This window comes from Kitasatospora sp. McL0602 (genome assembly GCF_052076145.1).
In the GTDB taxonomy this organism is placed as follows: Bacteria; Actinomycetota; Actinomycetes; order Streptomycetales; family Streptomycetaceae; genus Kitasatospora.
On sequence record NZ_CP197246.1, the window covers coordinates 7,103,889 to 7,119,164 of the forward strand.

Below are 15,276 nucleotides of genomic sequence, written 5' to 3' on the forward strand. Positions count from 1 at the left end.
CGTGCGAGAGCGATCGAGCCGCGTGCCCCCGCGCCTGCGCCGCGCAGGGCTGCCGTACCTGCTCCTGCTGCCCGCCCTCGCGCTGGAGCTGCTGATCCACCTCGTCCCGATGGCGGTCGGCACCGTGATGAGCTTCAGACAGCTCACCCAGTTCTTCATCCGGGACTGGTCGGCCGCACCCTGGACCGGCCTCGGGAACTACCGCCTGGCGGTCGACTTCAGCGCCCCCGTCGGCCAGTCGCTGCTGAACTCGTTCTGGACGACCTGCCGCTTCACCGCGCTGTCGGTGGGCATCTCCTGGCTGCTGGGCACGGCCGCCGCGATCTTCATGCAGGAGAACTTCCGGGGCCGGGGCGTGCTGCGCGCGGTCTTCCTCGTCCCGTACGCCCTGCCGGTCTACACCGCCGTCATCACCTGGTCGTTCATGTTCCAGCACGACACCGGGCTGATCAACCACGTGCTGCACGACCAGCTCCACCTCACCTCCGGCAGGCCGTTCTGGCTGCTCGGGGACAACAGCTTCACCGCGCTGGTCACCGTCTCGGTCTGGAAGTCCTGGCCGTTCGCCTTCCTGACCGTGACGGCCGGCCTGCAGAACATCCCCCGCGACCTCTACGAGGCGGCCGCGATGGACGGCGCCGGGGTCTGGCAGCAGATCCGCCGGATCACCCTGCCGGCGCTGCGCCCGGTCAACCAGGTGCTGGTGCTGGTGCTCTTCCTCTGGACGTTCAACGACTTCAACACGCCGTACGTGCTGTTCGGCAAGTCGGCCCCGCAGGCGGCCGACCTGATCTCCATCCACATCTACCAGTCCTCCTTCGTCACCTGGAACTTCGGCGCGGGCTCGGCGATGTCGGTCCTGCTGCTGCTGTTCCTGCTCGTGGTGACGGCCGTCTACCTCTTCCTCACCTCACGCCGGAGGGACGCAGATGCCTAGCCCCGGACGCTCCTTCCGGTGGGCCCGACGGATCTTCCTGACCCTGCTCTCGGTCTTCACGCTCACGCCGCTGTTCGTCATGGTCAGCTCCTCGCTGAAGCCGCTCCAGGACGTCCAGGGCCCGTTCCACTGGATACCGAGCACGCTCACCCTCCAGCCCTACCTCGACATCTGGACGACCGTCCCGCTCGCGAAGTACTTCACCAACTCGCTGATCGTCTCGGTCGGCGCCACCGCCCTCTCGGTGCTGATCGCGATCTTCGCCGCGTACGCCGTGAGCCGCTACCGCTTCCGGGGCCGCAAGGCGTTCACCGTCACGGTGCTGTCCACCCAGATGTTCCCGGGCATCCTCTTCCTGCTGCCGCTCTTCCTGCTCTTCGTCAACATCGGCAACAGCACCGGCGTCGCACTGCTCGGCAGCCGGGGTGGTCTGATCCTCACCTACCTCACCTTCTCGCTCCCGTTCTCGATCTGGATGCTGGCCGGGTACTTCGACTCCATCCCGCGCGACCTGGACGAGGCGGCGTCGGTGGACGGCTGCGGCCCGCTGCACACCCTCGTACGGATCATCGTCCCGGCCGCCGTCCCCGGCATCGTCGCGGTCGGCGTCTACGCCTTCATAACCGCCTGGGGCGAGGTGCTGTTCGCCTCGGTGATGACCAACGCGACCACCCGCACCCTCGCCGTCGGCCTCCAGGGCTACGCGACCCAGAACGACGTCTACTGGAACCAGGTCATGGCCGCCTCACTCGTCGTGAGCGTGCCCGTGGTGGCCGGGTTCCTCCTCCTCCAGCGGTACCTCGTCGCCGGGCTCACCGCCGGCGCCGTCAAGTGACGCACCGTCAGGATGGAACAACACCGCCCGTCTCCCCGAAAGGCCGCCAGCGTGACCGAACTCAGCGCCTTCCCCGACGACTTCCTCTGGGGTGCGGCCACCGCCGCCTACCAGATCGAGGGCTCCGTGACGGAGGACGGCCGTGCACCGTCCATCTGGGACACCTTCTCCCACACCCCGGGCAGGGTCGCGGGCGGCGACACCGGCGACGTGGCCTGCGACCACTACCGCCGCTGGCCCGAGGACCTCACCCTCGCCGGACAACTCGGCCTGGACGCCTACCGGTTCTCGATCGCCTGGCCCCGGGTGGTGCCGCAGGCCGACGGGCGGGTCAACCAGGCCGGCCTCGCCTTCTACGACCGGCTCACCGACCGGCTGCTGGAGGCCGGCATCAGGCCCTTCCCGACCCTCTACCACTGGGATCTCCCGCAGGCCCAGCAGGACCGCGGCGGCTGGCCGGAGCGGTCGACCGCCGAGCGCTTCGGCGAGTACGCCGCCGCCGTCGCCGAGCGCCTCGGCGACCGGATCACCGACTGGGCGACGCTCAACGAACCGCTCTGCTCCGCCTGGATCGGCCACCTCGACGGCACGATGGCGCCAGGCGTCACCGATCTGACGGCCGCCGTCCGCGCCTCCTACCACCTGCACCTCGGCCACGGCCTCGCCGTCCAGGCCCTGCGGGCCGCCGCGCCGGGCGCCAGGATCGGCATCGTCAACAACCTCAGCCCCGTCGAGCCCGCGACCGACAGCGAGGCCGACCACGCCGCCGCCCGCCGCGCGGACGGCCACACCAACCGCTGGTGGCTCGACCCGATCCACGGCCGCGGCTACCCCGAGGACATGGTCGAGCTCTACGGCGTCGACCTCCCCGTCCGCGACGGCGACCAGGAGCTGATCGCCGCGCCGCTCGACTGGCTCGGCGTCAACTACTACTTCCGCCAGATCGTCACCGACGACCCCTCGGGCCCGGCCCCCTACGCCCGCCAGGTGCCTGGCCCCAACGGCGGCCACACCGCGATGGACTGGGAGGTGCACGCCCCCGGGCTCGAACAACTGCTGCTCCGGGTCACCGAGGAGTACGGCGCGCAGCGGCTCTACGTCACCGAGAACGGCTCCGCCTACCAGGACACCGTCGGCGCGAACGGCGAGGTGCACGACCCCGAGCGCACCGCCTACCTGGAGGACCACCTCGCCGCGTGCGCCCGCGCCGTCGGACGCGGCGCGCCGCTCGCCGGGTACTTCGCCTGGTCGCTGCTCGACAACTTCGAGTGGGCGTACGGCTACGACAAGCGCTTCGGCCTCGTCCACGTCGACTACGCGACCCAGCGGCGGACGGTGAAGTCCAGCGGCCGCCGCTACGCCGAGCTGATCGCCCGACACCGTGGCGGGCCCGGCAACGGGCACGGCGACGCGCGCTGAGCGGCAGCGGACGGCGGCGCGTCGAGGCCGAGCCGGTGCAGGGCGGCGGACGTCGCGTCGGCCGACCGGGCGTCGAGGAGCGCGGTGGTGCCGCGCAGACGGTGCCGGGTCTCGACGGCGGCGAGGGCGAGCAGGCCCGGGAGCAGGTCGGTGCAGCGCGCGACCAGCCAGCGGGTGCCCTGGGTCGCCATCCACCGGAGGTCGGCGGCCCGGCCCGGCGCGGGGGCCGAGTCCTCGGCGACCGGCGCCGGGCCGACGGGGTGCTGCGCCTCGGCGAGCAGGCGGTGGAACTCGTGGGCGATCCGGTGGTGGCCCGCCGGGCTCGGGTGCAGCCGGTCCACGCTCAGCAGTGGGCGTTCCGCCAGCCAGGGCAGGCCGGTCAGATGAAGGTGGACGGCCCGGTGGCGCTCGGAGAGCGCGTGCACCACGGAGTTGACCGCCGCCGTCCGCCGGGCCAGTGGGCGGGCAAGCGGCTGGGGGAGGCGCAGCATTTGCCCGGCGTCCGGCAGGCAGGCCGTCAGCAGCACCGCTCCCGCCGCGTCCAGCGCGCGCATGGCGGTGTCGAGGTGCTCCGCCGTCCGGCCGATGTCGAAGCCGGCCCGGAGGGTGTCGTTGCCGCCGACCACGACCGCCGCGAAGTGCGGCCGCAGAGCCACGGCAACGGGCAGCTGCTCCGCCGTCAGGCTGCCGCTGAGGGCACCGCTCCGGCCGAGGTTCCGGAACTCCACCGGGCCGTCGGCCAGCGCGGGGGCGAGCAGCGCCGCCCACCCCCGCCAGCCGCCCGGCACCGCATCGCCCACCCCCTCGGTGAGCGAGTCGCCGAGCGCGGCGAAGCGCACCGGCAGCAGGGCTTCCCGGTGGGCGCGCATCAGGACCGCCCAGCCGTGGCCGGGACGCCCTGCGCGGCGAGGAACGCCGTGACGGCCGCGCCCCAGCCGAACCCCTCCGCCCGAGCCCGCGCAGCAGCCCGTCGCTCCTCGGGCGGCCGATCCAGCAACTCCCGTACGGCATCGGCGAATCCGGCCCCGCTGTCGGCAGCCACCGCCCCCGCCGCACCGATGATCCGGGGCAGCGCGGAGGAGCGGCTCACCGCGACCGGCGTGCCGCAGGCCAGCGCCTCCAGAGCGGCCAGCCCGAAGGTCTCGACCGGCCCGGGGGCGAGCACGGCGTCGGCGCTCGCGAGCAGCGCGGCGACCTCCTCCCGCCCGGCCAGGTGCCCGAGGAAGTGCACCGGCAGCCCCTGCCGCCGGGCCAGCTCCGTCAGGCGCTGCCGCAGCGGCCCGGCCCCGGCGACGGCCAGCACCGCCGGTACGCCGTGCCGCCCGCGCAGCTCGGCCAGGGCTTCGAGCGCCCGCTCCGGCCGCTTCTCGGCGGACAGCCGGGAGCAGAGCACCAACAGCACCTCGTCGGGGGCGCAGTACCTGGCTCGTACGGCGGGATCGTGCCGGCTCGGGTGCAGCAGAGCCAGGTCCACCCCCAGTGGGGCGAGCGCCAGGCGCGGCGCCCCGATCCGCTCGAACTCGGCGGCGGCCCAGGCCGTCGTGCACACCACCGTGTCGTACGCGGCGGCGGTACGGGAGTTGAGCCGGTCGGCGAGCACGCGCGCGGCGGGCCCGGGGAGCCCCCAGGTGCCGAGCACGCCGGTCGCGCTCTCGTGCGAGACCATCGCCGAGCCGACTCCGTGCGCCCGTGCCCAGGCTCCCGTCCAGCGCAGCGTGGTCCGATCCGAGACCTCCAGCCGGTCGGGGGCGAGCGCGGCGAGCTGCCGGGCGACCGCCCGTCGGTCGGTGAGCACCCGGTACCCGCCGCTGCCCGGCACGAGCCGGCCCGGCAGCGTCACGACCCGGCCCTGGGGCGTCAGTTCGTCGTGGTACCCGCTGCCGGGCACCACCAGCACCGGCCGGTGCCCGGCAGCGAGGTAGCCCGCCCCCAGGTGGTGCAGCGCGGTGCGCAGACCGCCAGAGACCGGGGTCACGAAGTTGGCGATCCGCACGATGCACAGGGACGGAGCTGAGGCGGTGGAGGCGGCTGAGGCGGTCATACCGGCTGCTCCTCGACCTTGGCCGGGGCGGGCACCGCCTCGGGCGTGACCGGTGTGGGCAGGGGAGTGCCGTGGTGCCCGGCCAGGACCTCCTGGTAGTGCCGCAGCAGCAGGTCGCCGACGGCCTCCCAGGTCCGCGCCGTCACGTCGGCCCGGCCCGCGCCGCCGTACGCGCCACGCAGGGCGGGGTCGGCCGCGAGGGCGGAGACGGCCCGGGTGACGGCTGCGCCGTCGCGGGGCGGCACGAGCAGGCCGGTCCGCAGGTGGCCGACCAGGTCGAGCGGGCCGCCGACGGCCGGGGCGACGACCGGGACGCCGCTGGCCATCGCCTCCTGGATGGTCTGGCAGAAGGTCTCCAACGGGCCGGTGTGCACGAAGAGGTCGAGGGTGGCGAAGTACCGGGCGAGCTCCGCGCCGGTGCGGCGGCCCAGGAACTGGGCGCCCGGCATCGCCCTGCGCAGGGCCGGCCCGCTCGGGCCGTCCCCGATCACCACCACCCGCACCCCTGGTAGCGCGGCGGCCCCGGCGAGCAGGTCGACCCGCTTCTCGGGCGCGAGGCGGCCGACGTAACCGACCAGCACCTCCCCGCCGGGGGCGAGCGTGCGGTGCAGTGCCTCGTCCCGGTGGCGCGGGTGGAAGCGGACGGAGTCCACCCCGCGTGGCCAGAGGCTCACCCGTGGCACGCCGTGCGCGGTCAGGTCGTGGGCGGCGGTGGTCGAGGGGGCGAGCGTGCGGGCGGCCGCGCGGTGGATCGAGCGGATGCGGTGCCAGGCGACGGCCTCGCCCAGCCCCCGGCCCGCCCGGTACGCCTGGGCGTACCCGGCCAGGTCGGTCTGGTAGACGGCGACGGTGGGGAGGCCGAGCTGTCCGGCGATCTGCGCCGCCCGTGCGCCGAGTACGAACGGGCTGGCCAGATGCACGAGTTGGGGGCGGTGGGCGGCGATCGCCGAGGCCAGCCGACGGCTGGGCAGGGCGATCCGCACCTGCGGGTAGCCGGGCAGCGGCACGGAGGGTATCCGCACCACCGGCAACGGAGCCCCGCCCGCCGACGCGTCGGCGGGCCCGAAGGAGTGCGGAGGGCAGTGGGCACCCCGGGCCGGAGCCGGGGTGATGACCAGTGGCTGGTGGCCACGGCGGACCAGGTGTTCGGCCGTCCGCAGCACGCTGTGGGCGACGCCGTTGACCTCAGGAGGGAAGGATTCGGTGACGATGACGACACGCATGCCACCGTTGTTCCCGGGCGGGGCGTGCAGCCGACCAAGGGGAGCTTTCGTACAGGCGAACGTCTGTCAGCCGTCTGTCGGCCGCCCGTCTGTCGGCCGCCTGTCCGTCGGCCTCGCGTGTTCGCGGTACCGCTCCCGGAGCCAGGGCGTCGGCTCGGCCTCGTACCGCCGGACGTCACCCTCGCCCCACCTCGGCGGTTCCTCACCGCCGCCGAGGACCCACGCGGCCTGGACCGCCGCTCCGTCGGCGACGTACTCGCCCGGTGGGGGTGCGCACACCGGGCGGCCGAGGATCGCCGGGGCGATGGCGCGGACGGCCTCGGAGCGGGCACCGCCGCCGACGAGCAGCACCCGCTCGGCCGGCACACCCGCCGTGGTGAGCGCGTCGAGGGCGTCGGCCAGGCCGCAGAGCATGCCCTCGACCGCTGCGCGCGCCAGGTGCGCGGCGGTGGCGTTGGCGAGCCGGAGGCCGTGGATCGATCCGGTCGCGTCGGGCCGGTCGGGGGTGCGTTCGCCTTCGAGGTACGGGACGAGGGTGAGGCCGTCGGCACCCGGCGGGCAGGCGAGGGCCAGGTCGGAGAGTTCGCCGAGGCCGATGCGGAGCATCCCGGCGGCGGCATCCAGGACTCGCGCGGCGTTGAGCGTGCAGACCAGCGGCAGGAACTGCCCGGTCGCGTCGGCGAACCCGGCGACCGCCCCGGACGGGTCCGCGCTCGGCGCGTCGGCCGCGGCGAAGACCGTGCCGGAGGTGCCGAGCGACACCACGACATCCCCGCGCCGGACGCCCAGGCCGAGCGCGGCGGCCGCGTTGTCGCCCGCTCCGGGCCCGAGCATCGGCGGCCTCCCGGCGGCGGCGCCCGGCGGCCCGGCCGGGGCGAACACGCCGGGCGGCAGCCAACCGGCGCACTGGGACGGGGAGATCAGCTGCGGCACGGCCGGCGTCCGGCCGAAGGCCCGCTCCAGCAGATCGGGCCGGTAGCGGCCGGTCGCGGGCGACCAGTAGCCCGTCCCGGAGGCGTCGCTGCGGTCGGTGGTCAGCGTGCCGATGTCACGGCTGCCGGTGAGGCGCCAGGTCAGCCAGTCGTGCGGCAGGCACACCGCCGCGACCCGCGCCGCGTGCGCCGGTTCGTGCTCGGCCAGCCAGCGCAGCTTGGTCACCGTGAACGAGGCGACCGGTACGCTGCCGACCGCCTCCGCCCAGGCCTGGGCGCCGAGTTCGGCGACCAGGTGCCGCGCGGACGGCGCCGAGCGGGTGTCGTTCCACAGCAGCGCGGGGCGGACCACCCGGCCGTCCTCGTCCAGGCACACCATCCCGTGCTGCTGGGCGGCGACGGAGACGGCCGACACGTCGCCCAGCCCTCCGGCCGCCGACACCGCTGCGCCCAGCGCGTCCCACCACGCCTCGGGGTCCACCTCCGTCCCGGCCGGGTGCGGGGCGGAGCCCTGGCGCACCAGGGCTCCGGTCGCGGCGTCCCGGATCACGACCTTGCACGACTGCGTCGAGGAGTCGACGCCCGCGACCAGCCTCACCGGGCCCCCATCAGGTGCTCGACGGCCAGCTGGTTGAGGCGCACGTAGCCGCAGCCCCGCTCGGCGGCCGCGTCGGGGTCGAAGTCCTCGAAGGCCGAGCGGTCGGCGAGCAGACCCGCGTAGGTCTCGCCGTCGGCCAGCGTGGGCGCCGCGAGTTCGGCGGTCCGGGCCCCGGCCAGCGCCTCGCGCACCTCCGGGTCGGCACGGAAGGCTGCGGCGCGCTCCTTGAGCAGCAGGTAGGTGCGCATGTTCGCGGCGGCGGAGTGCCAGACCCCGGCGATGTCCTCGGTGCGGGCGGGCTTGTAGTCGAAGTGGCGCGGGCCGTCGTAGGCCGGTGCGCCGTCCGGGCCGTTCTCCAGCAGGTCGACGAGGAAGAACGCGTTCAGCAGGTCGCCGTGCCCGAACACCAGGTCCTGGTCGAACTTCGGCCCGCGCTGTCCGTTGAGGTCGAGGTGGAACAGCTTGCCGTGCCACAGTGCCTGTGCGATGCCGTGGACGAAGTTCAGCCCGGCCATCTGCTCGTGGCCCACCTCGGGGTTCACGCCGACCAGGTCGGCGTGTTCGAGGGTGTTGATGAACGCCAGCGCGTGCCCGATGGTCGGCAGCAGGATGTCGCCGCGCGGCTCGTTGGGCTTGGGCTCGATGGCGAAGCGGAGGTCGTAGCCGCGGTCGGTGACGTACTGGGCGAGCGTGTCCAGACCCTCGCGGTAGCGGTCGAGGGCGGCCCGGATGTCCTTGGCGGCGTCGGACTCGGCGCCCTCCCGGCCGCCCCAGAACACGTAGGTGTGGGCGCCGAGTTCGGCGGCGAGGTCGAGGTTGCGCATCACCTTGCGCAGCGCGTAGCGGCGGACGGCGCGGTCGTTGGCGGTGAAGGCGCCGTCCTTGAACACCGGGTGGGTGAACAGGTTGGTGGTCGCCATCGGGACTTCGAGGCCGGTCTCGACCAGCGCGGTGCGGAAGCGCTCGATGTGCTTGGTGCGATCGGGCTCGGCGGCGCCGAAGGGGATGAGGTCGTCGTCGTGGAAGGTGACACCGTGGGCGCCGAGTTCGGCGAGCCGGTGCACGGTCTCGACCGGGTCCAGCGCGGGCCGGGTCGGGTCGCCGAAGGGGTCGCGGGCCTGCCAACCCACCGTCCACAGACCGAAGGTGAACTTGTCCGCCGGGGTCGGCGTCAGAGCAGCGGTGGTCAACTTGAGCTCCTGTACGGTTAGTTCGTGATGGCGGTATAGGTGGCCCGGCTGAAGTCGGCGTGGCCGCCGTCGGCGCCGAGGTCGTGGACCCAGAGGCCGAGGAACGTGCCGGTGAAGGCGGGGCTGCCGGCCCGGCCGTCCGGCGGGTTCCGCTCGCCCGCGTACTCGTCGGAGAGGATCGTCGCGTCGCAGACGGCGTCCAGCTCGGTCCAACTCCGTTCCGGGGTGAGGGAGTAGGAGAAGTGGACGCGGTCGCCGTCGAGGGCGACCCGCAGGTGGACCGGGCCGGTGGCGGGCAGGACGACCTGCGCGTCCGGGTGGTCGACGAGGTCGCCGCTGTCGCAGGTGAGCACGGCAAGGGCCCGGCCGTCGGGGTGCGGGCGGAGCTGGGCGTAGTGCCAGTTCAGTGTGTCGTAGTAGGCGGTGACACCGGCGAACTGGTGCGGGGTGGCCGGGGTGAAGTCGACGGTGGTGTCCAGGGCGCAGCGCAGGCTGGTGGCCCGGCGGGCGACCAGGCTGGGGGCGCGCTTGCCGCGCGGGGACTGTCCGCCCCGGATGCGCAGCCGTCCCGGCGTGCCGAGATCGACCCAGCCGGGGTCGGCGGGTCGGCGCAGGGTGCTCCAGTGCGGGCCGAGCCGTGTGGCGGTGAAGGTGTCGGTGGCCGGTTCGGCGGGCCAGGGGTGCGGCGGCAGAGCGGGAGCGGGGACGTCGGCGGCGGGTGTGCCGCCCTCGACGCGGGGCCAGCCGTCGTCGGTCCAGCTGACGGGCTGGAGCGCGGTCTCACGGCCGAGCATGCAGCGCCCGCGCTCGGTGGTGGGGCGGCCGACGAGGTGCGCCAGGTACCACTGACCGGTGGTGGTCTCGACCAGGCTGCCGTGTCCGGCCTTCTGCAGCTCCAGGTCGGGCCGGTGGCGCGAGGTGAGGGTGGGCCCGGCCGGGTCGGTCTCGTACGGCCCGAGCACGGTGCGCGAGCGGGCGACGGTGACCTGGTGGTCCCAGACGGTGCCGCCCTCGGCGGTGACCAGGTAGTACCAGCCGTGGCGCCGGTAGAGGTGCGGGCCCTCGGTGACGCCGATGCTGGTGCCGGAGTAGATCTGGTGGGTGTCGCCGGTCAGGGTGCCGGTCGCGCAGTCGAAGCGTTGGGCCTGGATGCCGCCGAACGGGTCGTGGCCGGGCCGCCAGTCGGCGGTCAGCGACAGCAGCCAGCAGGCTCCGGGCTCACCGTCCTCGTCGTGGAACAGCGAGGCGTCGAAGCCGCGGGCGTGCAGCGGGACGGGATCGTTCCAGGGCCCGGCCGGGTCGGCGGCGGTGGTGAGGTAGTTCTGCGAGTCCCACCAGCCGCCGTGGTGGTTGTCGACGCGGGTGAACACGAGGTGGAACAGGCCGTGTGCGTACGACAGGCACGGCGCCCAGACGCCGCCGGAGTCGGGGACACCGGACAGGTCCAGCAGCCGCGTCCCGTCCAGGATGCCGTGCAGCGGCCGCCAGTTGACCAGATCGCGGGAGTGGTGCAGCCGAACGCCGGGGTACCACTCGAAGGTGGAGGTGGCCAGGTAGTAGTCCTCGCCGACGCGCAGGACGGACGGATCGGGGTGGAATCCGGGCAGGACCGGATTGCGGATCCGCTCGGTGGTCATGGCGGCCTCTCGGGTCGACGGGGTGGTTGTCATGTCAATTCGCAGGGCCACGGCGCTACTTGCCGAATCCGGCGGTCAGGCCGGACAGCAGGTGGCGTCGGCCGACCAGGTAGGCGCCGAGCAGCGGCAGCATGGAGAGCAGGACGGCGGCCATGGTGGCCGGCACGTCGACCCCGTGCTGGCCCTGGAAGTTCCACAGGCCCAGGGTGAGCGTGCGCTCGGCGTCGGACTGGGTGAGCACCAGCGGGAAGAGGAAGCCGTTCCAGGCCCCGAGCGCTGTGTAGATGCCGACGGTGACGAGTCCGGGCCGGGTGAGCGGCAGGACGAGGGTGCGGAAGATGCGGGCCGCCCCGGCGCCGTCGACGGTCATCGCCTCGTAGAGCTCGGTGGGGATGTCGCGCAGGGTCGAGGAGAGTACGAGGATCGCCATCGGCAGGGCGAACGCGACCGAGGGCAGCACGATCGCGGCGAGGCTGTCGTAGAGGTGCAGCCGCGTGATGATCAGGTACACCGGGATGATCGTCGCCTGCGCGGGGATGGCCAGGCCCATCAGCATCACCGAGAACCCGGCGGAGACCAGGCGGCTGCGGGAGCGGACGACGGCGTAGGCCGCAGGCGTCGCCAGGCCGAGCACCATCGTCACGATCGCGGCGGTGACCAGGACGTTGTTGACCAGGTAGTGGCCGAAGCCGGAGGCGAAGACGGTGCCGTAGTTGGCCGCCACCGGGTGGGTGGGCGGCGCCAGCGGGCCCGCGTCCAGGTAGTCGCTGCGGGTGCGCAGGCTGGAGCCGACCACGTAGTAGAGCGGGACCACGACCACGACCAGCCAGACGGCTGCGGCCGTGCCACCGGCGAGGTTCGGGCGGCGCCGGACGGTCCGCCGCGTGACGGTCCGTCGGCTGCGCGGGCCGGTGCTGTGCGGGTGCCGGGTGGTGGTGTCGGACCGGCGCCGGGCCGGGGTGGGGGCGCGCGTGTCGGTGGTCAAAGGCCCTCCCGTTCGCTGGCCATCCGCCGGAAGCCGGTGACCCGGACGACCAGCAGGGACAAGGCGGTTCCGGCGATCAGCAGCAGCGTGGCGAGCACGCTGGCGTAGCCCATGTCGAAGCTGCTGAAGCCGGTCAGGTACATGTGCAGCGGCAGGGTGCGGGTCGCGGTGCCGGGCCCGCCGTTGGTGAGCAGCAGCACGATGTCGAAGTAGGTGAGCGACCCGACCAGCATCAGCACCGAGGAGGTGATGATGCTGTTGCGCAGCTGCGGCACGGTGATGGAGCGGAACTGCCGCCACCGCCCGGCCCCGTCCACGGTCGCTGCCTCGTACAGGACGGTCGGGATCTGCCGGGTCGCGGCCTGGTACAGCAGGGTGTGGAACGGCACGAACTGCCAGGTGGCGACGGCCGTCACCGCCCAGATCGCGAGATCGGGGCGGCCGATGAAGTTGCCGTCGTCGACGCCGAGCCAGGGGCCGACCAGGCCGGCCAGGCCGAAGTTGGGGTCCAGCAGCGCGCTGAACACCAGGGCGATCGCGGCGCTGGACATCAGCAGCGGGACGAAGAACAGCGTCGACAGCACAGCCCGGGAGCGCTGCGGGCCCGCGCACCACACGCCCAGCGGCAGGCAGATCAGCGTCTGCACCAGCCAGGTCACCACGGACAGTTCCAGGGAGAGCCGCAGCGAGGAGAGGAGCTGCGGGTCGTCCGCGAGGCGGTGCCAGTTACCCAGGCCGATCCAGTGCGGGTCGCCCAGGCCGTTCCACGAGCAGAAGCTCAGGGCGACCACCAGGACCATGGGGAAGACGGCGAGGACGGCGAAGTACAGCACGGCCGGCGCGGCCCAGCTCAGGCCCGGCCGCCCGTCGCCGCCGGACGTGGTGAGGCGGAGGGATGCTGTGCTCACGACGAGCCCATCGCCGAGACGAACTGCTGCGGGGTGATCTGCTTGTTGAAGACCTGCTGGAGGTTGGTGAGGATCTTCTGCGCGGTCGCCGGATCGACGGCCTGGTCCCAGGACTGGGTGAACGACGGGGCGTTCCGGACCATGCCGTAGACGAAGGTGGTGTAGTCGGCGTTCGGCCCGGCGGCGAGTTGGCTCTGCAGTCCGGCCACGGCCGGGACCTGGCCGATCTTGATCAGCTTGCTGACGTAGTCCGGGGCGGTGACGGTCTTCTCGATGAAGTCGATCGCGTCGTTCGCGTGCGCGGACTTCGCGGTGACGGAGAAGAAGTTGGAGGGGTTGCCGACGACGTTCCTGGCATCGCCCTTGCCGCCTTCGACGGTCGGGAACAGTGCCCAGCCCAGCTTGCCGTTCTTGACGAAGTCCGGCGCGGAGGACAGCTGCCCGGCGTACTCCCAGGAGCCCATCAGCATCATCCCGGCCCGGCCCTTGGCCAGCAGGGCGTCGGCGCCGCCGGAATCCTGGGAGACCGAGCCGTAGTTGGAGCCGAACGCGCCTCGGTCGACCAGGTCCCGGATCATGCTCAGGGCGGTGAGCACCGCCGGGTGGGCCCACGCGCCGGGCTTGCCTTGCTCGATGTCGGCGATCACCTGCGGGCCGCCGACGCGGTCGAGCAGGTACTCCATCCACATCAGCTCGGTCCAGGACTGTGAGCCGGCCAGCGCGATCGGGGTGACGCCGGCGGCCTTGAGCCGGTCGACGTCGGCCAGCATGTCGTGCCAGGTGGCGGGGGTGGCGGGGACGCCGGCCTTGGCGAGGGCGTCCTTGTTGACGTAGAGGACGACCGGCTGCACGCCCTCCATCGGCACGCCGTAGTACTTCCCGTCGATCTTCCCGCCGTCCAGGACGCTGGGCAGGAACGAGTCCCTGAACGCCGCGTTCGCGTCCAGCGCGGCGGTCAGGTCGACCACGCCGCCGGCCTTGACGTAGGTGTTCAGGTTGCCGCCGCCCCAGTTGAGGAACACATCCGGAGCGTTCGGGGAGCCGAGCGCGGTCTGCAGCTTCTGCTTGTACGGGTCGTTCGCGAAGGCCTGGACGGACACCCTCGCCGCGGGCTTCCCGGCGTTGTAGGCGTCGGCGACGCCGTGCAGGACCGGGGCGAGGGTGTCGTCCTGCAGTACCCATACTTGCATCGCCGCCGAGCCGGACGCGGAGCCGGGGCCCCCGGACCCGCCGCAGCCGGTCAGGGTCAGAGCCAGCACCGAGGCTACGGCGGCTGCGGCGCAACGCGATGCTGTGCCAGATCTCATCGAGTGGTCCTCTTTCGGGCGACGGAAACTTTCTGTCTGTTGCGGTAGGATGTTTCGGAGCGAACCTAGAGGCTGGGTGCGACTGCGTCAATGACTACGGGAGTCATGGGCCGGAAACAGGGCCGAAACTGATCGAAACTCTTTGCTAGAGTGTTCAACCAATCCGACGGCACGAGACGTCGGCAGAGAGACGGAGTGTGTATGCCAGGCGACGCCTCGCGGATCACCATCGCCGACATCGCGCGCGAGGCCGGCGTGTCCACGCCCACGGTCTCCAAGGTCCTCAACGGCCACAGCCAGGTGGCACCGGAGACCCGCGCCCGGGTCGAGGAACTCCTGCAGAGCCACAACTACCTGCGCCGCCGCGCCCGGCCGAAGGAGACCGTCGGGCTGGTGGACCTGGCGATCCGGGAGGTGGACAACCTCTGGTCGGCCGAGGTGGTCCAGGGCGTGCAGCGCGAGGCGGCCGAGCACGGTCTCGGCGTGGTCGTGTGGGCCACCCACGGGTCCGCGGCCGACACCCTGCGCTGGCTGGACAACGTGACCCGCCGGGGATCGGACGGCATCATCCTCGCGGTCACCGATCTGACGCCGGCGCAGCGCAAGCGGGTCGCGCCGCTGGGCATCCCGCTGGCCGTGGTCGACCCGGTCGGCAGCCACGACCCCGGCATCCCGTCGGTGGGCGCGACCAACTGGCAGGGCGGCATGACCGCGACCCAGCACCTGATCGAGCTCGGGCACCGCAGGATCGCGATCCTCCAGGGCCTGGAGGAAGCCCTCTGCGCGCGAGCCCGCCTGGACGGGTACCGCTCCGCCCTGGAGGCGGCCGGCATCGCGATCGATCCGGCGCTGATCCGGCCCGGCGACTTCTACTACACGACCGGCTACTCCGGCATGCGCGACCTGCTGGCACTCCCCGAGCCGCCCACAGCGGTGTTCGCCAGCAGCGACCTGATGGCCCTCGGAGCGTACGAGGCGGTCCGCCAGGCCGGGCTGCGGGTCGGGTATGACGTCAGCATCGTCGGCTTCGACGACGTACCGAGCGCGGCCTGGGCCTCGCCGCCGCTGACCACCGTGCACCAGCCGCTGCGCGAGATGGCGGCGATGGCCACCCGGATCGTCCTTCAGGGCGCTCAGGCGGTGCTCCCGATGGGGACGCAGCGGATGGAGCTGGCCACCCGGCTGGTCGTCCGGGAGAGCACCGGGCCCGCGCCCGACCGGCCGCGCACCTGAGCAGCGCACCTGAGCCGGGCGCCGGCGCACC

13 protein-coding genes are annotated in these 15,276 nt (G+C 73.1%); 4 read left to right on the forward strand and 9 right to left on the reverse strand.

Features of this window, described 5'->3' with window-relative positions:
- Position 1: 1 nt before the first annotated feature.
- From ACR68M_RS32115 to ACR68M_RS32125, 3 genes are read left to right on the forward strand one after another with little or no spacing between them, the layout of a single operon-like run.
- Positions 2 to 937, forward strand: a complete 936-nt coding sequence (locus ACR68M_RS32115; protein WP_441247660.1) for a carbohydrate ABC transporter permease — start codon at positions 2 to 4, stop codon at positions 935 to 937.
- Positions 930 to 1,772 carry a carbohydrate ABC transporter permease gene (locus ACR68M_RS32120; RefSeq protein WP_441247661.1) on the forward strand — a complete coding sequence of 281 codons (843 nt, stop codon included), beginning with the start codon at positions 930 to 932 and terminating at the stop codon, positions 1,770 to 1,772. The genes ACR68M_RS32115 and ACR68M_RS32120 overlap by 8 nt, the downstream gene beginning before the upstream one ends.
- A 51-nt stretch (positions 1,773 to 1,823) precedes the next feature.
- On the forward strand, positions 1,824 to 3,191 hold the full coding sequence (locus ACR68M_RS32125; protein ID WP_441247662.1) for a GH1 family beta-glucosidase: 1,368 nt from the start codon (positions 1,824 to 1,826) through the stop codon (positions 3,189 to 3,191).
- On the opposite strand, the gene ACR68M_RS32130 is transcribed toward ACR68M_RS32125, so the two are convergent.
- From ACR68M_RS32130 to ACR68M_RS32170, 9 genes are all read right to left on the reverse strand, one after another.
- A complete protein-coding gene (locus ACR68M_RS32130; protein ID WP_441247663.1) occupies positions 3,128 to 4,060 on the reverse strand; it encodes an SGNH/GDSL hydrolase family protein in 933 nt (310 codons plus the stop codon). The genes ACR68M_RS32125 and ACR68M_RS32130 overlap by 64 nt on opposite strands.
- A complete protein-coding gene (locus ACR68M_RS32135) occupies positions 4,060 to 5,232 on the reverse strand; it encodes a glycosyltransferase (RefSeq protein WP_441247664.1) in 1,173 nt (390 codons plus the stop codon). The genes ACR68M_RS32130 and ACR68M_RS32135 overlap by 1 nt, the downstream gene beginning before the upstream one ends.
- Positions 5,229 to 6,455: a glycosyltransferase family 4 protein gene (locus ACR68M_RS32140; RefSeq protein WP_441247665.1), complete on the reverse strand. Its 1,227-nt coding sequence runs from the start codon at positions 6,453 to 6,455 to the stop codon at positions 5,229 to 5,231. The genes ACR68M_RS32135 and ACR68M_RS32140 overlap by 4 nt, the downstream gene beginning before the upstream one ends.
- 66 nt (positions 6,456 to 6,521) lie before the next feature.
- Positions 6,522 to 7,985 (reverse strand): xylulokinase, encoded by a 1,464-nt coding sequence (gene xylB, locus ACR68M_RS32145; protein WP_441247666.1) that lies wholly within the window; start codon positions 7,983 to 7,985, stop codon positions 6,522 to 6,524.
- Complete coding sequence (gene xylA / locus ACR68M_RS32150) at positions 7,982 to 9,175, reverse strand: xylose isomerase (RefSeq protein ID WP_441247667.1); 1,194 nt, start codon at positions 9,173 to 9,175, stop codon at positions 7,982 to 7,984. Before xylA ends, xylB begins: the two co-directional genes overlap by 4 nt.
- 17 nt (positions 9,176 to 9,192) lie before the next feature.
- Positions 9,193 to 10,812 carry a glycoside hydrolase family 43 protein gene (locus tag ACR68M_RS32155; protein ID WP_441247668.1) on the reverse strand — a complete coding sequence of 540 codons (1,620 nt, stop codon included), beginning with the start codon at positions 10,810 to 10,812 and terminating at the stop codon, positions 9,193 to 9,195.
- Positions 10,813 to 10,867: 55 nt separating this feature from the next.
- Positions 10,868 to 11,797: a carbohydrate ABC transporter permease gene (locus ACR68M_RS32160; RefSeq protein WP_441247669.1), complete on the reverse strand. Its 930-nt coding sequence runs from the start codon at positions 11,795 to 11,797 to the stop codon at positions 10,868 to 10,870.
- Positions 11,794 to 12,705: a carbohydrate ABC transporter permease gene (locus ACR68M_RS32165; RefSeq protein WP_441247670.1), complete on the reverse strand. Its 912-nt coding sequence runs from the start codon at positions 12,703 to 12,705 to the stop codon at positions 11,794 to 11,796. Before ACR68M_RS32165 ends, ACR68M_RS32160 begins: the two co-directional genes overlap by 4 nt.
- Positions 12,702 to 13,964 (reverse strand): extracellular solute-binding protein, encoded by a 1,263-nt coding sequence (locus tag ACR68M_RS32170; RefSeq protein WP_441247671.1) that lies wholly within the window; start codon positions 13,962 to 13,964, stop codon positions 12,702 to 12,704. Before ACR68M_RS32170 ends, ACR68M_RS32165 begins: the two co-directional genes overlap by 4 nt.
- A gap of 249 nt (positions 13,965 to 14,213) precedes the next feature.
- Here ACR68M_RS32170 and ACR68M_RS32175 point away from each other — a divergent pair, with 249 nt between their 5' ends.
- A complete protein-coding gene (locus tag ACR68M_RS32175; protein ID WP_441247672.1) occupies positions 14,214 to 15,245 on the forward strand; it encodes a LacI family DNA-binding transcriptional regulator in 1,032 nt (343 codons plus the stop codon).
- Positions 15,246 to 15,276: the final 31 nt, after the last annotated feature.

What these genes read in the sequence shown, in the direction of transcription:
- ACR68M_RS32120 (WP_441247661.1), top strand. Translation starts at nt 930, where the DNA reads ATGCCTAGCCCCGGACGCTCCTTCCGGTGGGCCCGACGGATCTTCCTG.
- ACR68M_RS32130 (WP_441247663.1), bottom strand. Translation starts at nt 4,060, where the DNA reads ATGCGCGCCCACCGGGAAGCCCTGCTGCCGGTGCGCTTCGCCGCGCTC.
- ACR68M_RS32135 (WP_441247664.1), bottom strand. Translation starts at nt 5,232, where the DNA reads ATGACCGCCTCAGCCGCCTCCACCGCCTCAGCTCCGTCCCTGTGCATC.
- ACR68M_RS32140 (WP_441247665.1), bottom strand. Translation starts at nt 6,455, where the DNA reads ATGCGTGTCGTCATCGTCACCGAATCCTTCCCTCCTGAGGTCAACGGC.
- ACR68M_RS32155 (WP_441247668.1), bottom strand. Translation starts at nt 10,812, where the DNA reads ATGACCACCGAGCGGATCCGCAATCCGGTCCTGCCCGGATTCCACCCC.
- ACR68M_RS32175 (WP_441247672.1), top strand. Translation starts at nt 14,214, where the DNA reads ATGCCAGGCGACGCCTCGCGGATCACCATCGCCGACATCGCGCGCGAG.